The 17332-nt window shown below is 43.1% G+C and carries 14 protein-coding genes; 10 read left to right on the top strand and 4 right to left on the bottom strand.

Annotated elements, in window-relative coordinates; translation table 11 throughout:
* Positions 1-248: 248 nt before the first annotated feature.
* Positions 249-989 carry a GntR family transcriptional regulator gene (locus L1028_RS13910; protein ID WP_234534765.1) on the bottom strand — a complete coding sequence of 247 codons (741 nt, stop codon included), beginning with the start codon at positions 987-989 and terminating at the stop codon, positions 249-251.
* Between the two features lie 374 nt (positions 990-1363).
* Between L1028_RS13910 and L1028_RS13905 the strand changes: the two genes are divergently transcribed.
* Positions 1364-2872, top strand: a complete 1509-nt coding sequence (locus L1028_RS13905) for a thiol-activated cytolysin family protein (protein ID WP_234534763.1) — start codon at positions 1364-1366, stop codon at positions 2870-2872.
* 270 nt (positions 2873-3142) lie between these two features.
* On the opposite strand, the gene L1028_RS13900 is transcribed toward L1028_RS13905, so the two are convergent.
* The gene (locus L1028_RS13900; protein ID WP_234534761.1) at positions 3143-3577 is read right to left on the bottom strand and encodes a pyridoxamine 5'-phosphate oxidase family protein; all 435 of its coding nucleotides are present in this window, start codon (positions 3575-3577) and stop codon (positions 3143-3145) included.
* 97 nt (positions 3578-3674) lie between these two features.
* Here L1028_RS13900 and L1028_RS13895 point away from each other — a divergent pair, with 97 nt between their 5' ends.
* The 7 genes from L1028_RS13895 (at position 3675) to L1028_RS13865 (ending at position 12550) form a co-directional block, all read left to right on the top strand.
* Positions 3675-4604: a helix-turn-helix transcriptional regulator gene (locus L1028_RS13895; RefSeq protein WP_234534759.1), complete on the top strand. Its 930-nt coding sequence runs from the start codon at positions 3675-3677 to the stop codon at positions 4602-4604.
* A gap of 211 nt (positions 4605-4815) precedes the next feature.
* On the top strand, positions 4816-5856 hold the full coding sequence (locus tag L1028_RS13890) for a zinc-dependent alcohol dehydrogenase (RefSeq protein WP_234534758.1): 1041 nt from the start codon (positions 4816-4818) through the stop codon (positions 5854-5856).
* Positions 5857-5892: 36 nt separating this feature from the next.
* Positions 5893-7833 carry an alpha-amylase family protein gene (locus tag L1028_RS13885; protein ID WP_234534755.1) on the top strand — a complete coding sequence of 647 codons (1941 nt, stop codon included), beginning with the start codon at positions 5893-5895 and terminating at the stop codon, positions 7831-7833.
* A 15-nt stretch (positions 7834-7848) separates the two neighbouring features.
* Positions 7849-8985: a sugar ABC transporter substrate-binding protein gene (locus L1028_RS13880; RefSeq protein ID WP_234534754.1), complete on the top strand. Its 1137-nt coding sequence runs from the start codon at positions 7849-7851 to the stop codon at positions 8983-8985.
* A 21-nt stretch (positions 8986-9006) separates the two neighbouring features.
* Entirely contained in the window at positions 9007-9666 is a 660-nt protein-coding gene (locus tag L1028_RS13875) for a dihydrofolate reductase family protein (protein WP_042193005.1), read from the top strand.
* A 74-nt stretch (positions 9667-9740) separates the two neighbouring features.
* Positions 9741-11105, top strand: a complete 1365-nt coding sequence (locus tag L1028_RS13870) for an MATE family efflux transporter (protein ID WP_234534752.1) — start codon at positions 9741-9743, stop codon at positions 11103-11105.
* Between the two features lie 242 nt (positions 11106-11347).
* Positions 11348-12550 (top strand): macrolide family glycosyltransferase, encoded by a 1203-nt coding sequence (locus L1028_RS13865; RefSeq protein WP_234534750.1) that lies wholly within the window; start codon positions 11348-11350, stop codon positions 12548-12550.
* A gap of 48 nt (positions 12551-12598) precedes the next feature.
* Here the strand turns inward: L1028_RS13865 and L1028_RS13860 are convergent, their stop codons facing one another.
* Entirely contained in the window at positions 12599-13357 is a 759-nt protein-coding gene (locus L1028_RS13860) for an SDR family NAD(P)-dependent oxidoreductase (protein WP_234534748.1), read from the bottom strand.
* A 138-nt stretch (positions 13358-13495) separates the two neighbouring features.
* Here L1028_RS13860 and L1028_RS13855 point away from each other — a divergent pair, with 138 nt between their 5' ends.
* The gene (locus tag L1028_RS13855) at positions 13496-13882 is read left to right on the top strand and encodes a MerR family transcriptional regulator (RefSeq protein WP_234534746.1); all 387 of its coding nucleotides are present in this window, start codon (positions 13496-13498) and stop codon (positions 13880-13882) included.
* A 460-nt stretch (positions 13883-14342) separates the two neighbouring features.
* The gene (helD, locus tag L1028_RS13850; protein ID WP_234534908.1) at positions 14343-16766 is read left to right on the top strand and encodes an RNA polymerase recycling motor HelD; all 2424 of its coding nucleotides are present in this window, start codon (positions 14343-14345) and stop codon (positions 16764-16766) included.
* Here helD and L1028_RS13845 read toward each other — a convergent pair.
* Positions 16730-17212: a VOC family protein gene (locus L1028_RS13845; protein WP_234534743.1), complete on the bottom strand. Its 483-nt coding sequence runs from the start codon at positions 17210-17212 to the stop codon at positions 16730-16732. The genes helD and L1028_RS13845 overlap by 37 nt on opposite strands.
* Positions 17213-17332: the final 120 nt, after the last annotated feature.

Raw genomic sequence — 17332 nt, 5'->3', positions numbered from 1 at the left:
TTAACAATGAGAATATTACCACACCTTTATCTCACTGACAACCTTTTAAAATTTGTCTTTTTTATTACAGAAAGGGGTTTTCCTGAAAGTTGGTTTTCTTACGAATGAGTCAGTCTCGTCTTCATTCTAATGCTTCTAAAATTAAAAAAATGGCAAGCCTCCGGTTTATTGAAGGCTTGCCATTTGACGTTTTCGTTCCATTGTGGCTTGCTTTAAAAGATGATGGGCAGCGCATGCCCTTCATTCGGTTATTTAGATGTTTTAATCCTAATTTGACTAAATTGTATGGGTATATAGTATTTGTTATAAACAACAGGGTACTTATCGCTGATATATACACTTTCTAAAATTAAATCACATTCCTCTCCGTAGGAAAGTTGGTATTTTAATGACGGAGTATTGACAGAATCAGAACGTTTAATTTCAATGGTGGAGGAATTAGCTAGTTCATATACCTTCTCCTCCAACATGTCCAGTACTTGCTTTTCGTTTTGTAAGTCAAGATTTAATTGAGAAACGGCTTCGATTGGCATCATCGTAAAAGCAAAAGCTACGATCTTATCGTTACTTTTATACCAGCGTTCCAACGCAACAACTGCAGTCATTTCTCGATTTAATACTTGTATGGCATAGTCCGTTATTAGGTCAATTCGGAAAATAAGTTCGATATCATCTATGTTTCCCGTATAGCATTTATATAGAGGATTCCCCAATTTCTCCAAGCCATCCATACTTTCATTCTGATGAAATTTGGTAATGAAATTTCCTTTTCCCTGGATATTTTTAACCAATCCATCTTCCTTTAAAAGTGCCAAAGCATGTCTCAATGTCATTCTGCTTACACCTAATTTTTTGGCCAATTCGGGTTCTGTTGGAAGCTGGCTGTCGGGAGGAAATATTCCTTCCATGATTAATTTATACAATTGGTCATACACAATGACGGATAGTGGTTTTTTTTGTTTATTGAGTTCATGAAGTTTATTGATCATTGTCTTATACCCCTACAGTTTTTTATTCATGAGTTATAAATTCCATTTCTTCTCGTTCTTCTTTTCTTGAATCTATTGTAACTTACTTTTCTACGGAAATGTAGATGCTAGACAATTACGCCGATAGATTAGGTGTCATTAAATCATCATATTGATAAATTAATGGGATAATGTCTATTTTCCTTTGAAGTACTGTTAAAAATTCAACCAAAAGGACGGAGGTACTTTTGTATCGTTGGTTGTGTGAAGGCCGCGACATGAGTGAAATTTAATTCAGGACTAGTGATATTCCGACAAATACAACATATTTTCTACAAAAAACCGATATATACAGTAGGAAGGTCCTATCGTTTTGCAAGAAGGAGGAGAAATGTATGAAAACTCAAAAACATTTTAAAGGGGCGAAATGGTTAGGAAGTTTATTATTAAGTTTAAGCTTATTTACTTTTTCTAGTATTTCATTCGCTGAAGCAAACGTACCTAATGACATTGATGCTGGAATCGCAGGCCTAAATTATAGTCGTAATGAAGTTTTGGCCATAAATGGTGATCGAATTAGTAGTTTTGTTCCCAAAGAAGGTACCCAGTCAAATGGAAAATTTATCGTGGTTGAACGGGATAAAAAATCACTCGCAACCTCACCCGTAGATATTTCCATTATTGATTCGATCACGAATCGCACGTATCCAGGTGTAATACAGCTTGCAAATGAGGATTTTGCGAATAATCAGCCTAGTCTGGTTATGGCCGCGAGACAACCATTAGATATTAGTATTGATCTACCTGGGTTGAAGAGTGAAAATACAATTGCGGTTCAAAATCCAAATTTCAGCAGTGTTTCTGGTGCCGTTGATCAGCTCGTGTCGACTTGGGTTGACAAATATTCAGACACACATACGTTGCCTGCAAGATTACAGTATGCAGAATCGATGGTGTACAGCAAAAATCAAATTGCCAGTGCACTTAATGTGAATGCACAATACCTTAACAATACGCTCGGAATCGACTTTAACGCAGTAGCAAGCGGCGAGAAAAAAGTGATGGTGGCTGCTTATAAGCAAATCTTTTATACCGTAAGTGCGGCTATCCCTAACAATCCATCGGACCTTTTTAATAGCAGTGTGACGTTTGCTGAATTAGTCCGTAAAGGGGTAAGTAATGAGGCTCCGCCACTGATGGTATCCAACGTAGCTTATGGCAGAACTATTTACGTCAAATTGGAGACAACCTCGAAGAGCAGTGATGTACAGACTGCATTTAAAGCATTGCTCAATAATCCTAACATACAAGCTAGTGGTAGTGGGCAGTACAAAAATATTTATGATGAAAGTTCATTTACAGCTGTTGTATTAGGCGGCGATGCACAAACACATAACCAAATCGTCACGAAAGACTTTAGTGTCATCCAAAATGTAATTAAGGACAATGCACAATTTAGCAGTAAAAATCCAGCATATCCCATTTCATATACTAGTGTCTTCTTGAAAGACAATTCCCTTGCGGCTGTTCACAATAATACGGAATATATAGAGACTAAAACGACAGAATATACTAAGGGTAAAATAACGCTTGATCACAGTGGTGCATACGTAGCTCAGTTTGACGTATCTTGGGATGAATTTACATTTGATGCAAATGGACAAGAAATCATTACACATAAAACATGGGAAGGAAGTGGTCGAGATAAAACAGCGCATTTCTCGACAGAGATTCCACTTCCTCCTAATGCCAAGAACATCAAAATTTTCGCCAAAGAGTGTACAGGTCTTGCGTGGGATTGGTGGAGAACCGTGATTGATGAAACGAACGTTCCATTATCCAGCAATATCAAAGTTTCGATTGGTGGTACGACGTTATATCCAACAGGTTCGATCAGTCAATAATGATTAATGATAGGGGTTGTCTCAAAAGCCATGAAAGTGGCCGAGGGACAGCCCCTTTTTTTTGTGGAGCAGCCGAGGGGGGGGTGTGCTGAAGCGTGATATCAGTTCATGGCGTATACCGTATCAAAAATCGGAACATCCATGGATTCAGGAGGCAGCCCAACCATAACGCAGGTTTTATCTTTAGTCCGTATACCCTGTGTTTTTCAGTAGCCTGCTCTACCTCTGGTGTTTCTTACAATTCTTATGGATGCTGCATTTTCGGCAGTGTTATACCTCAAAAGAAACCGGTCCGGCAGTCTCATAATCCACGATGACAAAAACGTCCTTAATGTGAATTTCAAAAACATCCAATGTGTCGCCAATAGCTGAGAGCGTCTCATCATATCCCGGAATTTTTTGGATAAACAGGTCCTTGATCTCATCTATGGTGTACCGGCTCTTATGTATAACTGCATGATTGGAGCGCGCATGCGGCACGGAAGAGCCGTTAGAGGGGACAGTTGTGAAGGCAACATTGTTATTTTGAACAAACTCAATCACCTTCTGATTCTCCCTGTCTGTCGCAAAATAAAGGATTCCTGGCTTGCTGGCATCATAGCAGAAGTTGACAATCCTAACATTGGGTACGCCTGCTACCGCTGTTGCTAGAGCAATTTCATTGGTCTTGTCCAATGTGTGGTAAAATTCGTTCTTGTAATCCAATTATAGTTCCTCCTTAATATTTGATAAAGTTAGTATAGCAATGTATCGCTGACAGCTTTTATGTCAGTCATAGTATATAAATTTCAGGGGGATGATTATGAAGCTGGAACGAATGATTGCTATCATTATGCTGCTCTTGCAACGAGAGAAGATGGGTGGGAAAGAGCTGGCCGAGCTATTCGAAGTTTCACTTAGAACGATTTATCGTGATATTGAAACAATTAATCAAGCAGGTATTCCGATTGTGACCAGCTCCGGTGTAGGAGGGGGCATTGGGATCATGAATGAGTATAAGATAGAAAAAGGTTTTTTTACCGTCAAGGACATAACCGCTCTACTGATGGGGCTTGGCTTTATATCCAATACATTATCCGGTGAGGAAACCACTGCTACTCTGGCCAAAGTAAAAAGCTTTATCCCGGAGGATAAACAGCATGAAATTACGCTTAAAGCCAACCAAATCTCTTTTGACTTATCCGCTTGGCTGGGCAGCAATGATCTGCAGACCAAAGTTGAAGTGATTCGAACAGCCTTGGAGCATTGCAGCATACTGTCTTTTATCTATCAAAGCGCTAAAGGAGACATGGTCATGCGGACCCTTGAACCTCATCGTCTGTTATTGAAAGAAAATCATTGGTACGTGCAGGGGTATTGTTTAAATCGGCAGCAATTCCGGGTATTCAAGCTATCCCGTATATCTGAACTGGAGAGAACGGAAGATCGTTTTGTTATGCGTGAAATTCCTCCGGCTTTTTCAGAGTTTACAGATACCATGTCCAGGAAAATGCAAAAAATAAAATTGCAGCTAGATCATTCCATCCTAGACAGGTTGTTGGATTATTGCGGAGAAGAGAACATTACTCCCCTCGGCAATGGTCAATTCTATGCTTATTTTGATTTTATTGAAGATGATTATGGTTACGGAATCCTAATGAGCTTCGGGGATAAATGCCAATGCATTGAACCTGAGCATGTGCGCAATGAAATGAAGAGACGGCTCAATGATTCAATAAGAGCATATTATTGAAATATAAAGCAATTAACGCGATTAAACGGTCCTGGTCCTAATTTAATTGGATTAAGGCCGTTTTATTATATCTTCAAGTAAAGATGGCTTAGGTTATATGAAAAATGTAATCTTTAACATTTTGCGACAATATTCACCTTACTTTTACATGGGAGGTATGATATATTCTGGTGGAATATGGATAATAGGAAAAATGAAAGGAAGAATGCGTATGGAAGCGCTGGTGTGGACATCCGATCATAAGCTGGAGCTCTGCGAATGGGAAGAGCCACAGATTGTAACCCCGGATGAAGTTAAGATTCGAATTGAGATGACAGGCATTTGTGGAACAGATCTAGCGGTCATTACTGGTAAAGAGGAAGGAGTGCCAGAGATTATTCGCGGTCATGAGGCTGTGGGGACTGTAATCGAAATTGGCAGTAACGTTGACCGTGTTAAGGTGGGGGACCGTGTAGTTGTCGATCCGAATCAAAGCTGCAAGGAATGTTATTTTTGCTTAAAAGAACAGCCGCACCTATGTACGGGCTCCGATGGAAATGGGATGCCTATTGCTGGTTTGAATCGAAATGGGACGTTCACTTTTTTTTACTCTACTGCACAAACGTTTGCACACCTTCTGCCTGATCATATGAGCTGGGAGACAGGGGTGTTAATTGAGCCGCTTGCCTGTGTGCTGCACAATTTCAAAGAAGCTAATGTCACAGCTGACGATAAGGTGCTCGTTCTTGGATCGGGTCCTATGGGTCTGATAAGTCAAATGGTGAGTAAATCAAAAGCTGCGCTCACGGTAGCGACGGAAATCAATCCCTATCGGCTGGCTTTTGCTAGAGAAATCTCGGATTTTGCTCTAACACCATCCCAATTAAATCAAGCTACCGTAGATGAAATCTGCGCGGGACATAAGTTTGATGTGATTATCGATACGGTGGGCACTCAGCTCGAAGTGGCGGAGGAATGGATTGAGCGTGGAGGGCGCATCGTGCCTTTTGGAATTAATGCGAAGTATCGGTACACCTTTTCCCCTACCAAATTCGTACAGCATGCAATCAAAATTATCGCAGCGGGCGAATACCGCTACATGTTCGAGGAAGCTTTGCGGTTTGCCGCTGAGACACCTGAACTGGAGAAACTGGTGACCAGAAAAGTTAAGCTCAATCAGCACGAGGCAGCAATAAACGAATTGATCGGCTATGAATTGAACTCTTTGAAGGTGGTTGGGAGTGACACCGTAAAGACGGTTTTTATTCCCTAAACGTAGAACTGCAATCAACGAGAGGTGGATCTGTTAATGAGAAAAGAAAGCAAATTTAGACTTGTTCAAGATTACTTGTCTACACACAAAGATAAAGACGTCGCACCAATTTGGATACCTGCTGTGTGGAATGAGTGCAAATATGAGTGTGTTCTTTTCGAAAAAGACGGTGAAATTTGTGTGCATCCATATGATTTTTTGACAGAGCATTTGAAGTATGTAGACAAGCTTTCGTGGAGATATTCGCTTAAGAAACGCACGAATTTAGACGACAGCGCAATCTATTCTTCCTTAATTCGTTATTCGACAGCTTGGGATTACAACCATGACGGAACAATTGAATCTGGTACTTTTTTAAGATTCCTTATTCTTCTGCCGCTGTTAAAGAAAATGGGCATCAATATTCTATATATGCTTCCAGTGAACCAGTACAGCAAGTTGAATCTGAAGGGAGATATCGGGTCACCTTACGCTGTGCAATCGTTATTCCACTTGGATCAGAACCTACACGATAGTCTGCTGGATGGTATGGAGGAGTTTACGATCCACGATGAGCTTAGCGCTTTGGTAGAAGCTTGTCATTTGCTTGATATTAAGACTGTTGTTGATTTCATTCCCCGTGTAACGGCGAAAAACAGTGCGTTCATTACCGAACATCCTGAATGGGTGTATTGGATCAAAATGCAGGAATTAGAAGGCTTTGCACCGCCATCGATTCCTGAGCTTGGATTCTTTGAGGAGTGTACGCCTGACAAATTGGAGACGGTCTATCACAGCCAGGAAACCGCAGCATTTCTGCGGAAGTTCTCACCGCCGCCCAATGAACTTCATCCAATCCTTTGGCAGCAGTTAAAGGAAAGAGCTTCTAAAACTGGAGATGAGCTATTAACTTTGGTGGAACAAGAGATGGGGGTAACGACTGCTCCTGCGCATTCGGATTGGATTAACGATGTGCAGCCGATTTGGACAGACATTACGTTCTTGCGCCTCTACAAGGACTTCTCTCCGCAAGTGAGACATCTTATAAGTTCGGATCAGGCACCCTATGTTCTTTTTGATACGATTAAATGCAATGACTACCCGGGTGAGGAGCCGAATCTGGAACTTTGGGATGTGCTGGAGGGGGCAGTACGGTTTAATCTCGAAAAGTATGGGATTGATGGCTTCCGCATCGACATCGGACATGTACTTCCTATTCCGTTGTTGACTCGTATTTTTGACACGATTAAAGAGTTGAATCCGAATGCGATCTTGATCAGCGAAGATTTGTTCAATCGTAATCATAAGAAGGCGGCGAGCACCGGCTACAACATTATGCTTGGCAGCGGATGGAATGTCATGACGCAAATTAATAAGGACAATCTCGTTTCATTCTTAGAGGAGCTGCCTGAGTTAAATATTCATGTGTTCGCCTGTGCAGAAACGGCAGATACGCCTCGGATCACGAGTCGTGGCGGTGTTGAGGTGGCTCGGATGATCGCGGTATTTAATCAATTTCTTCCGAATGCAATTCCATACGTGACGACGGGCTATGAAATGAATGAGGAGCAGCCCCTCAACTGTGGTCTTGGCGACAACACGAACGGAGAGGAGATTTCCCGCGCTTTTTTTAACGTCATGCAAATTAATTGGACTAATCCTGCACCGATGCTGCCGCTGCTGACAGAGTTAAGTGAATTTAAGAAAGATTGGTCCCAGCTAGTGAAGCCAGAAAACTTTTTCGTGGCTCAATCACCGGAAGGTACAGTTCTGTACGGGTATATGCATGGGGAGCTGACGCTGCTGTGCTGCTTTAACTTGAGCGCTGATACCTCCTGCCAAGTTGATTTGAAGGCTGCGATACCTGGGCGTTACCCAATGACCGTGACGCTGGATAGTTCCTTAACGGGCAGCATCGTAGGTCAGACGTTAGACAGCTTACTGCTTGCACCAAATCAGGCTTTAGTGCTCGTAAACAATCATAGACAAGTTAGTTAAGGGGGAGAGGCAACGATGGAAAAAAAGAGCAAAGAAATCGTGTTATGGCATGAGTTTGACGGTCCGGGAGATACCTCGATTGAGGTGTTAGAGAGAATTTGCAAGCTGTATACAGAGCGCTTCGGTGTACAAATTACGCCCCAAGTGATGAACATCACGGAGTTGACTGCGCGACTGAACCAAATTAAGGACACTCATCAAGGTCCGCATCTGGCGATGGTTCCTGCGGATATGTCCTCCTATGTTGAGAATGGCCTTTACTCTGAAGTACCGGGCTGGCTATTTGATGATGCACTCACTGAAGGCGCACTTTCGACGATGCAACTGGATAGTGTTCAGTATGGTATCCCGGTATTACGGGGCAATCATCTGGTTATGTATTACAATCCGGAGATTTACGCCAGTGCGCCGACGACATGGGACGTGTTCGAAGAGGCAGCAGAGAGGTTATCCGCTCAAGGTATCATACCGATTGGAGCAGATTTACAGCAGGGTTATTGGTTTATTCCATTTCTTACAGCTTTCGGTGGTTGGCCTGTTCAGCATGGAAAGCCGAATATCGTAACCCCTGAAATGAAGCGAGCACTTGAGTTCATCCATGACAAGATGGATCAAGGCGTGCTCGTCAGTCTCGACGGTTCCACAGGACTGCTAGAACAGTTTATTGACGGTAAGATTGGCGCCATTATTTGTGGAGAATGGATTTATAACCATCTGGACAAGCAGATGAACAACAGGCTTGCGGTCTGCCAGCTTCCGGTCATAGAAGGCCAGCAATCGCTATCCATGTCTTCTTCTATCGGCCTGATTTACCCGAATCATTCGTTAACGTCGGAGGAACGGGAAGATATCTTATCGTTCACGCATTTTATGCTGACTGATGAATGCCAAACCATGTGGACGCTGGGTGTGCAGCGGATTCCAGCTCAGGAAGAGGTGCTGAACCGTCTAGCTACCTCTGCTGCGCCTAACAAAAAGATGATTTTATCGCTGTTGGATCACGCACGGCCGATGCCGACTTACCCCTTCATGATTCATGTATGGGAGGCGCTAAATGCGGGTTTAACCGAGCTGCCCTTAAGCAGTCCTGAACAAGCATTGAAAAAAATAGAACAGACCATCCAAGCATCCTGGGGCGCATATAAAAGCTAATAAGAGACGGGGAGAAGACAAATGAAAACAACGATATTCAGCCAAATTTCGATTGACGGTAAGCTCACTATGGGAGCAGGTAATTCGAGTAAGGAGCTTTTTTCTTTGTTTTCCAGTGAGGATATGGAATTCATTCATCTATTTCGGGGCAATGTGCAAGGCATTATGGTTGGCAAAAATACAATTTTGACGGACAATCCCTTTCTTACTAATCGGTATGAGGAGAATAAGAATCCAATCCGTATCATTCCGACAACTACCTTGGATATTCCGCTGGACAGCAATGTGCTCTCGGATGAGGGGAGGACGATTATTGTCACAACCGAGAAAGGACGGGATGAATATAAAATCAAGCAGATCCGGGAAAGAGGGAAGGAGTGCCTCATCTGCGGTGAGGATAAAGTCGATTTCGTGGAGCTTGAACGTCAGTTGGAAGACAACTTCGGGATTACCAGCTTGATGGTCGAGGGCGGTGGCTTTTTGAACTGGCATATCTTCGATCAGGACATCGTTGATGAAATTATTCTGATGCAGCTTCCGATCATCATAGGCGGTTCCACGAACATTACTTTAGTGGATGGAGACGGGTATCAGCAATTGTGCTTTGCGAAAAAGTTCAAGGTTGTAGAAATTCAGCCAAAAGATAATTATACGCTCATGCGCTACAAAAAAGTGATATAACTTCACACGAAGTCATAGACTGCGAATGGCTATGGATTCTGGAGAATCGAGAATATGGGGGTTGTGAACGATACATGTCAGAGAAGAAAGATTTCTATAAAAGTGTATATAAGATCGCTGTACCCGTTACACTTCAAAGCTTGCTGATGGCATTGCTTAATTTGACGGATCAATTGATGGTTGGGCAGCTTGGCGATGTGGCGATTGCCTCGGTGGGGATGTCTACCAAAATATATGGGATCATCGCGGTTGTCTTGGCTGGTTTATCGACAGGTGTATCCATTTATGCAGCCCAGTTTTGGGGGAACAAAGATTCCAAAAGTGTCTCCCAGGTGCTGGGCCTCGGACTGATCGTCGGCTTCGCATTCTCATTCTTGTTCTCTGTGGCTGTCTTCATCGATTCGCCGCTTTTTCTGAGCATGTTCACGACAGATGCGAATGTAATAGATAATGGGTATATTTTTCTGAAAATCATGTCGATCGGCTTTGTACCTGTCATGCTGACGATGATGTATTCCGCGATTTTGCGTAGTACGGGCCATGCCAAATGGCCGATGTATGTAAGCTTAATTGCTGTTGCCTTGAATATTATACTGAATTACGTACTTATTTACGGGAACTTCGGCGCTCCTGCGCTTGGTCTGAAGGGCGCGGCTATTGCTACCCTTATTTCGAGGGTAATAGAATGTTTGTTGATCATTGGTGCCGTGTACCGATATCGTTTACCGGGTGCTGTTGGGCTAAAGAACTTGTTCATCATTCCTAAACCGCTTATCCGCAAGTTTTTTGGAACGACGTATCCGCTGCTGCTGACTGAATTGATCTGGGTATTGGGCGAAACGGCATATGCGATAATCTATAGCCGTATGGGGACGATGGAGATGACGGCGATGACCATTACCTTCCCATTGCAAGGGCTTTGCATCGGCTTATTGTCCGGTCTGGCTAGTGCAGCTGGGGTATTGGTTGGCAACCGTTTGGGCGCGAACGAAACGGATATCGCACTCGATCATGCGAAAAAGTTCATTCGTCTTGGCATCATTATCTCTCTGATTGTCGGGGTTATCATTGCGGCAGGCTCGAGGCTGTATGTCTCCGCGTTCAATATCTCCGAGGATGCTAAACAGATGAGCATATATATCGTTATCGTATTCGCTGGATTTCTTTGGGCCAAAGTTTCCAATATGATTATAGCAGGCGGTATTCTAAATAGTGGGGGTGACAGCAAGTTCGTGTTCAGCATGGAATCGACCGCGACATGGCTGATAGGTGTCCCCTCCGGGCTGTTACTATCATACGTCTGGAAGCAGCCTGTCTACCTTGTATATCTCGTCATATCACTTGAGGAGGTTGTCCGTTTTGGCTTCGGTTACGCCCGGATTTACTCCCGGAAGTGGATGAGGAATTTAGTTAACGATTTGGCTGAAAAAGCGATGTAAGGGCTGATTGGATCGCTCAAGGCTCCCGTGTATTCCCGCCTAAGGGAAAGTCACGGGAGTCTTTTTGTAACTAATGATATGATTATCGTATGGGGTGACTTTGAACGGGTGATAAGATTCAATTATTTTTTTGAAATAATTCTCTACCTCATTTGCGGAGTATCGATTGTTTATTTTGGTCTGATGAGAAATTATGATAAAACTTAACGAGAGATGATATGGTGTACTGGAGGGGTAGGAAAATGGCGCGTGTCTTATTTATTAATGCTGGGTCAGAGGGACATATCAATCCAACGATTGGCGTTGTACAGGAGCTTATTTCTCGTGGAGAAGAGGTAGTATACTTCACTATAGAAGCTTTTCGGGAGCGTATGGAGGAGACTGGCGCTATAGTAAGGACATTGGATGATCAACAATTTATAAAGGCCTTTATTTCAGGTGGGAGGGACTATCTGCTCGAAAGAGTCAATGGTCTTTTACTTTCGGCCGATATCGTTATACCAAGCGTTCTTGAACAGATCAAAGGGGAGCATTTCGATTACATCATCCATGATTCGATGTTTGGTTGTGGACGTTTACTAGCTCAAATTCTTAATCTTCCTGCAATCACCTCTTGTACTTCTTTTGCACAGACAAAGGAATCTTTTGATCAAATCATGGAACGATTCTACACAGAAGCCCCTGCAGAAATAGTAAAAGCTGTAGACGATAGATTTCAAAGTCTGACCGTAAAAATAAAGGAACAATATGGTGTGCAGATTCACTCTCCTTACGAAGTGTTCTGTAATCCTGCACCACTTACAATCGTGTATACGACAAGAGAGTTTCAACCTTATGGAGAAGCCTTCGACCCATCGTATAAATTCGTTGGTCCTTCCATTTCTTCACGATTAACGCCAGATCATTTTGAACTTTCTGCAATCAAGGGGAAGGACCTAATTTACATTTCAATGGGTACGGTCTTCAACCAAGCGAGTGATTTCTATAAGCTTTGTTTTGAGGCATTCGGGAATACGGATCATACGATTGTTATGTCCATTGGGAACAAAGTGCAAATCTATGATTTGGGAGAATTTCCTCACAACTTCATCGTTAAAAACTATGTTCCACAGACAGATATATTACAATCCACAAAAATATTCATTACACATGGTGGAATGAACAGTGCGCATGAGGGTCTCTACTATGGGGTTCCGCTAATTGTAATCCCACAAAGCGCGGATCAGCCGGTCATTGCGGAGCAAGTCGTCAATATTGGAGCGGGCATTAGATTACAAATGCAAGGATTAACTGCAACTGAACTGCGTGAAGCTGTAGAGCGTGTGCTCACCCTTCCGTCATTCCAAAATGCTGTTGCAATGACTAAAGATTCCTTTCGGACATCCGGTGGGGCTCATCAAGCTGTTGATGAGATTTTCGAATGGAAGCGTCAATATCATGGTTAATGTGCATGGCCGCCCGCTGATGGACGGCCATGTTTCTTATGAGGAAGCCTATCGCGTGCTCTCCACATGATTAAATACAGCATCTCTCAACTCAAACTCGTACGTCAAACCATTCACAAGTCCCACCACATGATTGCTGTCGTACAGATCAAGCATGAATCCAGCCATTTCCTTCGCGGTATGGAATTTCCGCACAACGCCGTGATATTCGAAATCCGTAACATCAAAAGCACGCTTCGCGAATTCCGTTTCTGTTGCGGCAGGTGCCAACACTTTAGCCTGCATAGGTGCACCTTGACTCTTTAACTCATGAGATAGTCCTTCAGTAAATGCACTTACATAAAACTTCGTCGCACAGTACGTTACAGCATTGCCCACAATCGTATAACCGCCACCAGATGAAACGTTAATTAATTGCGTGCCTTCAATAGTGGAGTAGTCTCGAACGAATAGAGAGGAGAGTATGGTCAACGCCTCTATGTTCAGATGTAGCATTGTAGTTATTTTATTTAAATCTTGCTCGGCCACTGAAGCAAAGTTCCCAAATCCGGCATTGTTGATCCAGGTCTCGATGGGATATCCTTGCAGGCTTTCATACAACGTATAAGTATTCTCGATAACGGATAAGTCAGCCGTTTGAATGACAACCTCTACATTAGGATGAATACGAGCGATTTTAGACTGTAATTCCTCCAGTTGTTCCTTTCTGCGGGCCACAAGGATTAAGTTTTTTCCACGAGAAGCAAAAGCTAGGGCAGTTTCATAACCTATCCCTGAACTAGCGCCGGTAATTACAGTGTATTTCATGTGATTTCCTCCTATTTTTTCTACGAGAATGTAATTCGATCTTACAACGATTTGATTATATAGGTTAGAGTTTACTCTAAGGCAAATGTTTTTTATAATCAGGGTGACCTTCAAAATAAAATAGATTAGAGGATATGCATGTACACGATTAGCGAGGTATCCAAGTTATTGGCGATCACCACATATACACTGAGATATTATGAAAAAGAAGGGATCGTTGCTCCGATACGCAATGCCAATGGAGAAAGGGTATATGATGATACTCATCTTGCTTGGCTGCGATTTGTACTGAGGTTGAAACAAACCCAAATGCCCATCTCACAAATCAGGGAATATGCCCAGTTATACTTAGAAGGCGAGCATACAAGCCCAGCCCGCTTGAATCTTCTGGAAGATCATAGAAGCTCAATTCAGGATCAAATCAGACATTTAACAGAGACAGAGAAGATGCTGAACGACAAAATTGCTAATTACAAAGTCTTCATTAGTAAAGGGAATACAGTGGATTTGTCTATGGATGACTAGTAATACAATTACGTTTCATCCATGCAAAAGGGGAGTACCTCAGGCCTTACGGCCAGACAGGTAATCCCCTTTTCCTCATAAATATGGATCTATTGCAGCGATAACGTACCACTATGGATTTTACGATGGTTTTCAAGTTCTTTGATCTTTTTATACCGCATAACGGCTTGAGTTTTTTCATCTGCACTGTACCTGGTCATAAAAAAACTGCACCTCCAAATGTTAGTTGTGTCTAACAATTGGGGTGCAGTTCAAATCTGCTGGTTCTTCTAACTTATATAAATAATTTGCATGCAAAGAAAGTTCATGATATTATAGGATAATCACTGTTTATTTCACATACTTGAACATAATTGTAACATCTTATCTACACTATTATAATACCATGTGGATTAACAGTTTGTCAAATTTTAATTTTTGCTTCTTTATAACAAGAATGAAAAGGAGCGTGTTCGTGAAGATGGTAAACGTAATGAATTGGCAGCAAGAACAAGATCGGCTTGATTTGGTTACGGAAAAGCTGCGATCAAGAATCGCAGAACTAGAACCAGAAGTGACTGGGTTACGTGAACAGGTGGTGGACATTCGCAAGCGGTTTTGGGAAGAAGTCACGGTCAATACGAGCACTGACGAAGATTTCGAAGAGACCTTCTACAGTATAAAGCAGCAAGAAGCGTTGTTATCCGAGCGGGAGCGCAGCCACCGGCAACGGGTGCAGCGTTTTAAGAATATGAAACGGCTACTGCCGTCCCCCTATTTTGGGCGAATGGATTTTCAAGAAGACGGTTTGGGCTTGAGTGACAAAATTTATATCGGAGTGGCTTCTTTCGTGGATGCAGACGGAGTGGACTTTCTGGTGTATGACTGGCGAACGCCTATTGCAAGCATGTACTATGATCATTCCCCAGGGCCGTCTACTTACGAAACGCCGGGAGGACAGATTACAGGTGAGATGATGCTGAAGCGGCAATATCAGATCCGTTCCGGTCAGCTCCAGAACGTGTTCGATACGAGCTTAACGATCGGGGACGAATTGCTTCAGCAGGTGCTTGGTAAAGGCGCAGATTCACAAATGAAGAGCATTGTGGCGACCATCCAGAAGGAACAGAACGCCATCATCCGTAATGACAAAAGCCGTATGCTTATTGTGCAGGGAGCGGCTGGCAGCGGAAAAACGTCCGCAGCGCTGCAAAGGGTAGCCTATTTATTATACAAACACCGCGATAGACTCAAGGCGGACCAGATCGTTCTTTTTTCGCCAAATCCGATGTTTAACAGTTATGTATCTACGGTGCTTCCTGAGCTCGGCGAAGAGAATATGCAGCAAACGACCTTTCAGGAGTACCTTGCCTATTGGCTCGGATCCACGATGAATTTGGAGGACCCCTTCGAGCAGATTGAATATGTACTGACATCACAATCCTTGCAGGGGTATCAGGCACGGTTAACGGGGATGCAATATAAGGCTTCTGAGGCTTTCCTGCATGCTCTTCAAAGCTACGCGTTATGGTTAGGCAAAGAAGGTATGCTGTTCCACAGTATCTGTTTCCGGGACCGTGAGTTGATTACTGCGGAGCAAATGAAATCGCAATTTTACAGCTACGACAGCTCTATACGATTGGCTAATCGCATTGCTTTACTACGTGAATGGCTGCTGCGCGAGCTGACTAAGCTAGAGCGTCAGGAAATGGAGGCACCCTGGGTTCAAGACGAAGTCGATTACCTCGACAACGATCAATATGCCGAAGCTTACAGTGAGGTGCTTAAGAAGTACCGGCGAGAAGAAGCTGTCTTTGATTTTACAGAGCAGTATCTTGAAATCTATGGAGATTTTCGTATTCAGAAGGACGGGGAAGAGAATGTCTTTGACTTTAGTTCGCAGGAAGAAGAGCTACTGCGTCGCATGATCGTGAAGGAACATTTCAAACCGCTAAGACGGGATGCCAAACGGTTGAAATTCATAGATACGATTGGATTATACGAGCAGTTATTTAGTGATGAAGCCACTTATCAGAAAATGACGGGTGAGAACGATGTGCCTGACCAATGGCTAGAAATCTGTAAGCAGACGAAGGAAAAGTTGAGCCATACCGAGCTGTTTTATGAGGATGAGACCCCATTCCTGTATTTAAAAGAGCTTATCGAGGGTTCTCGCACGAATACAATGGTGCGGCATTTATTTATTGACGAAGGACAGGATTATTCGCCGTTCCAATTCGCGTTTCTCAAGCAATTGTTTCCCCGCGCCAGCATGACAGTACTCGGCGATTTCAGTCAAGCGATATTCCCGCAATCGACGAATCTGCAAGAGGTGGATTCTCCTTTGATCCGGCTTTATGGTGAAGAGGAAACGAACCTATTTCGTTTAATCCGAAGCTATCGTTCCGCTCGCGAGATTGTGGAGTTTACGAAGGCGCTGCTACCTAAGGAAGAGATCGTGCCTTTTGATAGGGGCGGCAAGAAGCCGCACCTACTGAAGGCTAGCAATGATGTGGAGCGGGTGGTGCGGATAAAAGAGGATCTTGCGGCGCTAATGGCCGAAGGCCTCGACTCCATCGCCGTTATTACTAAGACTGCTGCGGAAAGCCGCGAAGCCTATGAAGCATTACTCGCACAGGGGGGCGAGAATCTGCGGCTTGTTACGAAGGAGACGCTCACCTTTGAGAAGGGAACGCTAATTATTCCTGCGTATCTTGCTAAGGGTGTAGAATTCGACGCTGTGCTAATCTACGATGCATCTACGCAGACGTATCATCGGGAGAGCGAACGTAAACTCTTTTATACAGCTTGTACGCGCGCGATGCATCGGCTTCTGCTGTACACGACAGGCGATTGGTCGCACTTTATTCAAGCCTTGGATGCATCTCTGTATGAGGTAGTGTAATTAGACATATCAAAATCAACTTCTTCAAGAAATTCAATAACTTCCCCATTGGGGCTGTGAACGATCGCGTTCTTGATCAGAAGAGGCGGTTCACCAAGAGAAAGCGAATCTGGTTCTATAAAAGCCTTTGCTCCATGAGCAAGGGCTTTTTGGTACATTTCATCTACATTATCCACATAGAAGGCGAAATGTAAGAGTGCTCCGTGAGCTATATCCTCTTCAGACAAGGCTTTTTTGCCTTGGGCGGCAATGACTGCATCGTTATCAAAAATCTCTATGCAAGTTCTTTGATCAGGTGAAATAAGCATCGAAGCTTCTTTGATTTGAAAGGAGGGCAGACTCCAATGATGACCTAACTTAAATCCTAAGACGTCAATGTAAAATGAAATTGTTGCTTTATAATCTTTGGCTTGAATCGCTATATGTGCAAGACCTTTTACGCTCATTATTAATCACTCCTATATCTAATGTACTATTTATTATAGTTGGATTAAAATAGGAGATACATATATAAGATAAGTGTTTTATACTGACATGGTTATTGAATATAAGGTATTTTAGTTGAA

The organism is Paenibacillus pseudetheri, assembly GCF_924513355.1.
In the GTDB taxonomy this organism is placed as follows: domain Bacteria; phylum Bacillota; class Bacilli; order Paenibacillales; family Paenibacillaceae; genus Paenibacillus_AQ; species Paenibacillus_AQ pseudetheri.
The sequence above is the reverse complement of the archived record's forward strand: the minus strand, read 5'-3'. Positions and strand labels throughout refer to the sequence as shown.

What these genes read in the sequence shown, in the direction of transcription:
- L1028_RS13910 (WP_234534765.1), bottom strand. Translation starts at nt 989, where the DNA reads ATGATCAATAAACTTCATGAACTCAATAAACAAAAAAAACCACTATCC.
- L1028_RS13845 (WP_234534743.1), bottom strand. Translation starts at nt 17,212, where the DNA reads ATGAGCGTAAAAGGTCTTGCACATATAGCGATTCAAGCCAAAGATTAT.
- L1028_RS13855 (WP_234534746.1), top strand. Translation starts at nt 13,496, where the DNA reads ATGTACACGATTAGCGAGGTATCCAAGTTATTGGCGATCACCACATAT.
- helD (WP_234534908.1), top strand. Translation starts at nt 14,343, where the DNA reads ATGGTAAACGTAATGAATTGGCAGCAAGAACAAGATCGGCTTGATTTG.
- L1028_RS13880 (WP_234534754.1), top strand. Translation starts at nt 7,849, where the DNA reads ATGGAAAAAAAGAGCAAAGAAATCGTGTTATGGCATGAGTTTGACGGT.
- L1028_RS13875 (WP_042193005.1), top strand. Translation starts at nt 9,007, where the DNA reads ATGAAAACAACGATATTCAGCCAAATTTCGATTGACGGTAAGCTCACT.
- L1028_RS13895 (WP_234534759.1), top strand. Translation starts at nt 3,675, where the DNA reads ATGAAGCTGGAACGAATGATTGCTATCATTATGCTGCTCTTGCAACGA.
- L1028_RS13890 (WP_234534758.1), top strand. Translation starts at nt 4,816, where the DNA reads ATGGAAGCGCTGGTGTGGACATCCGATCATAAGCTGGAGCTCTGCGAA.
- L1028_RS13905 (WP_234534763.1), top strand. Translation starts at nt 1,364, where the DNA reads ATGAAAACTCAAAAACATTTTAAAGGGGCGAAATGGTTAGGAAGTTTA.
- L1028_RS13860 (WP_234534748.1), bottom strand. Translation starts at nt 13,357, where the DNA reads ATGAAATACACTGTAATTACCGGCGCTAGTTCAGGGATAGGTTATGAA.
- L1028_RS13885 (WP_234534755.1), top strand. Translation starts at nt 5,893, where the DNA reads ATGAGAAAAGAAAGCAAATTTAGACTTGTTCAAGATTACTTGTCTACA.
- L1028_RS13870 (WP_234534752.1), top strand. Translation starts at nt 9,741, where the DNA reads ATGTCAGAGAAGAAAGATTTCTATAAAAGTGTATATAAGATCGCTGTA.
- L1028_RS13865 (WP_234534750.1), top strand. Translation starts at nt 11,348, where the DNA reads ATGGCGCGTGTCTTATTTATTAATGCTGGGTCAGAGGGACATATCAAT.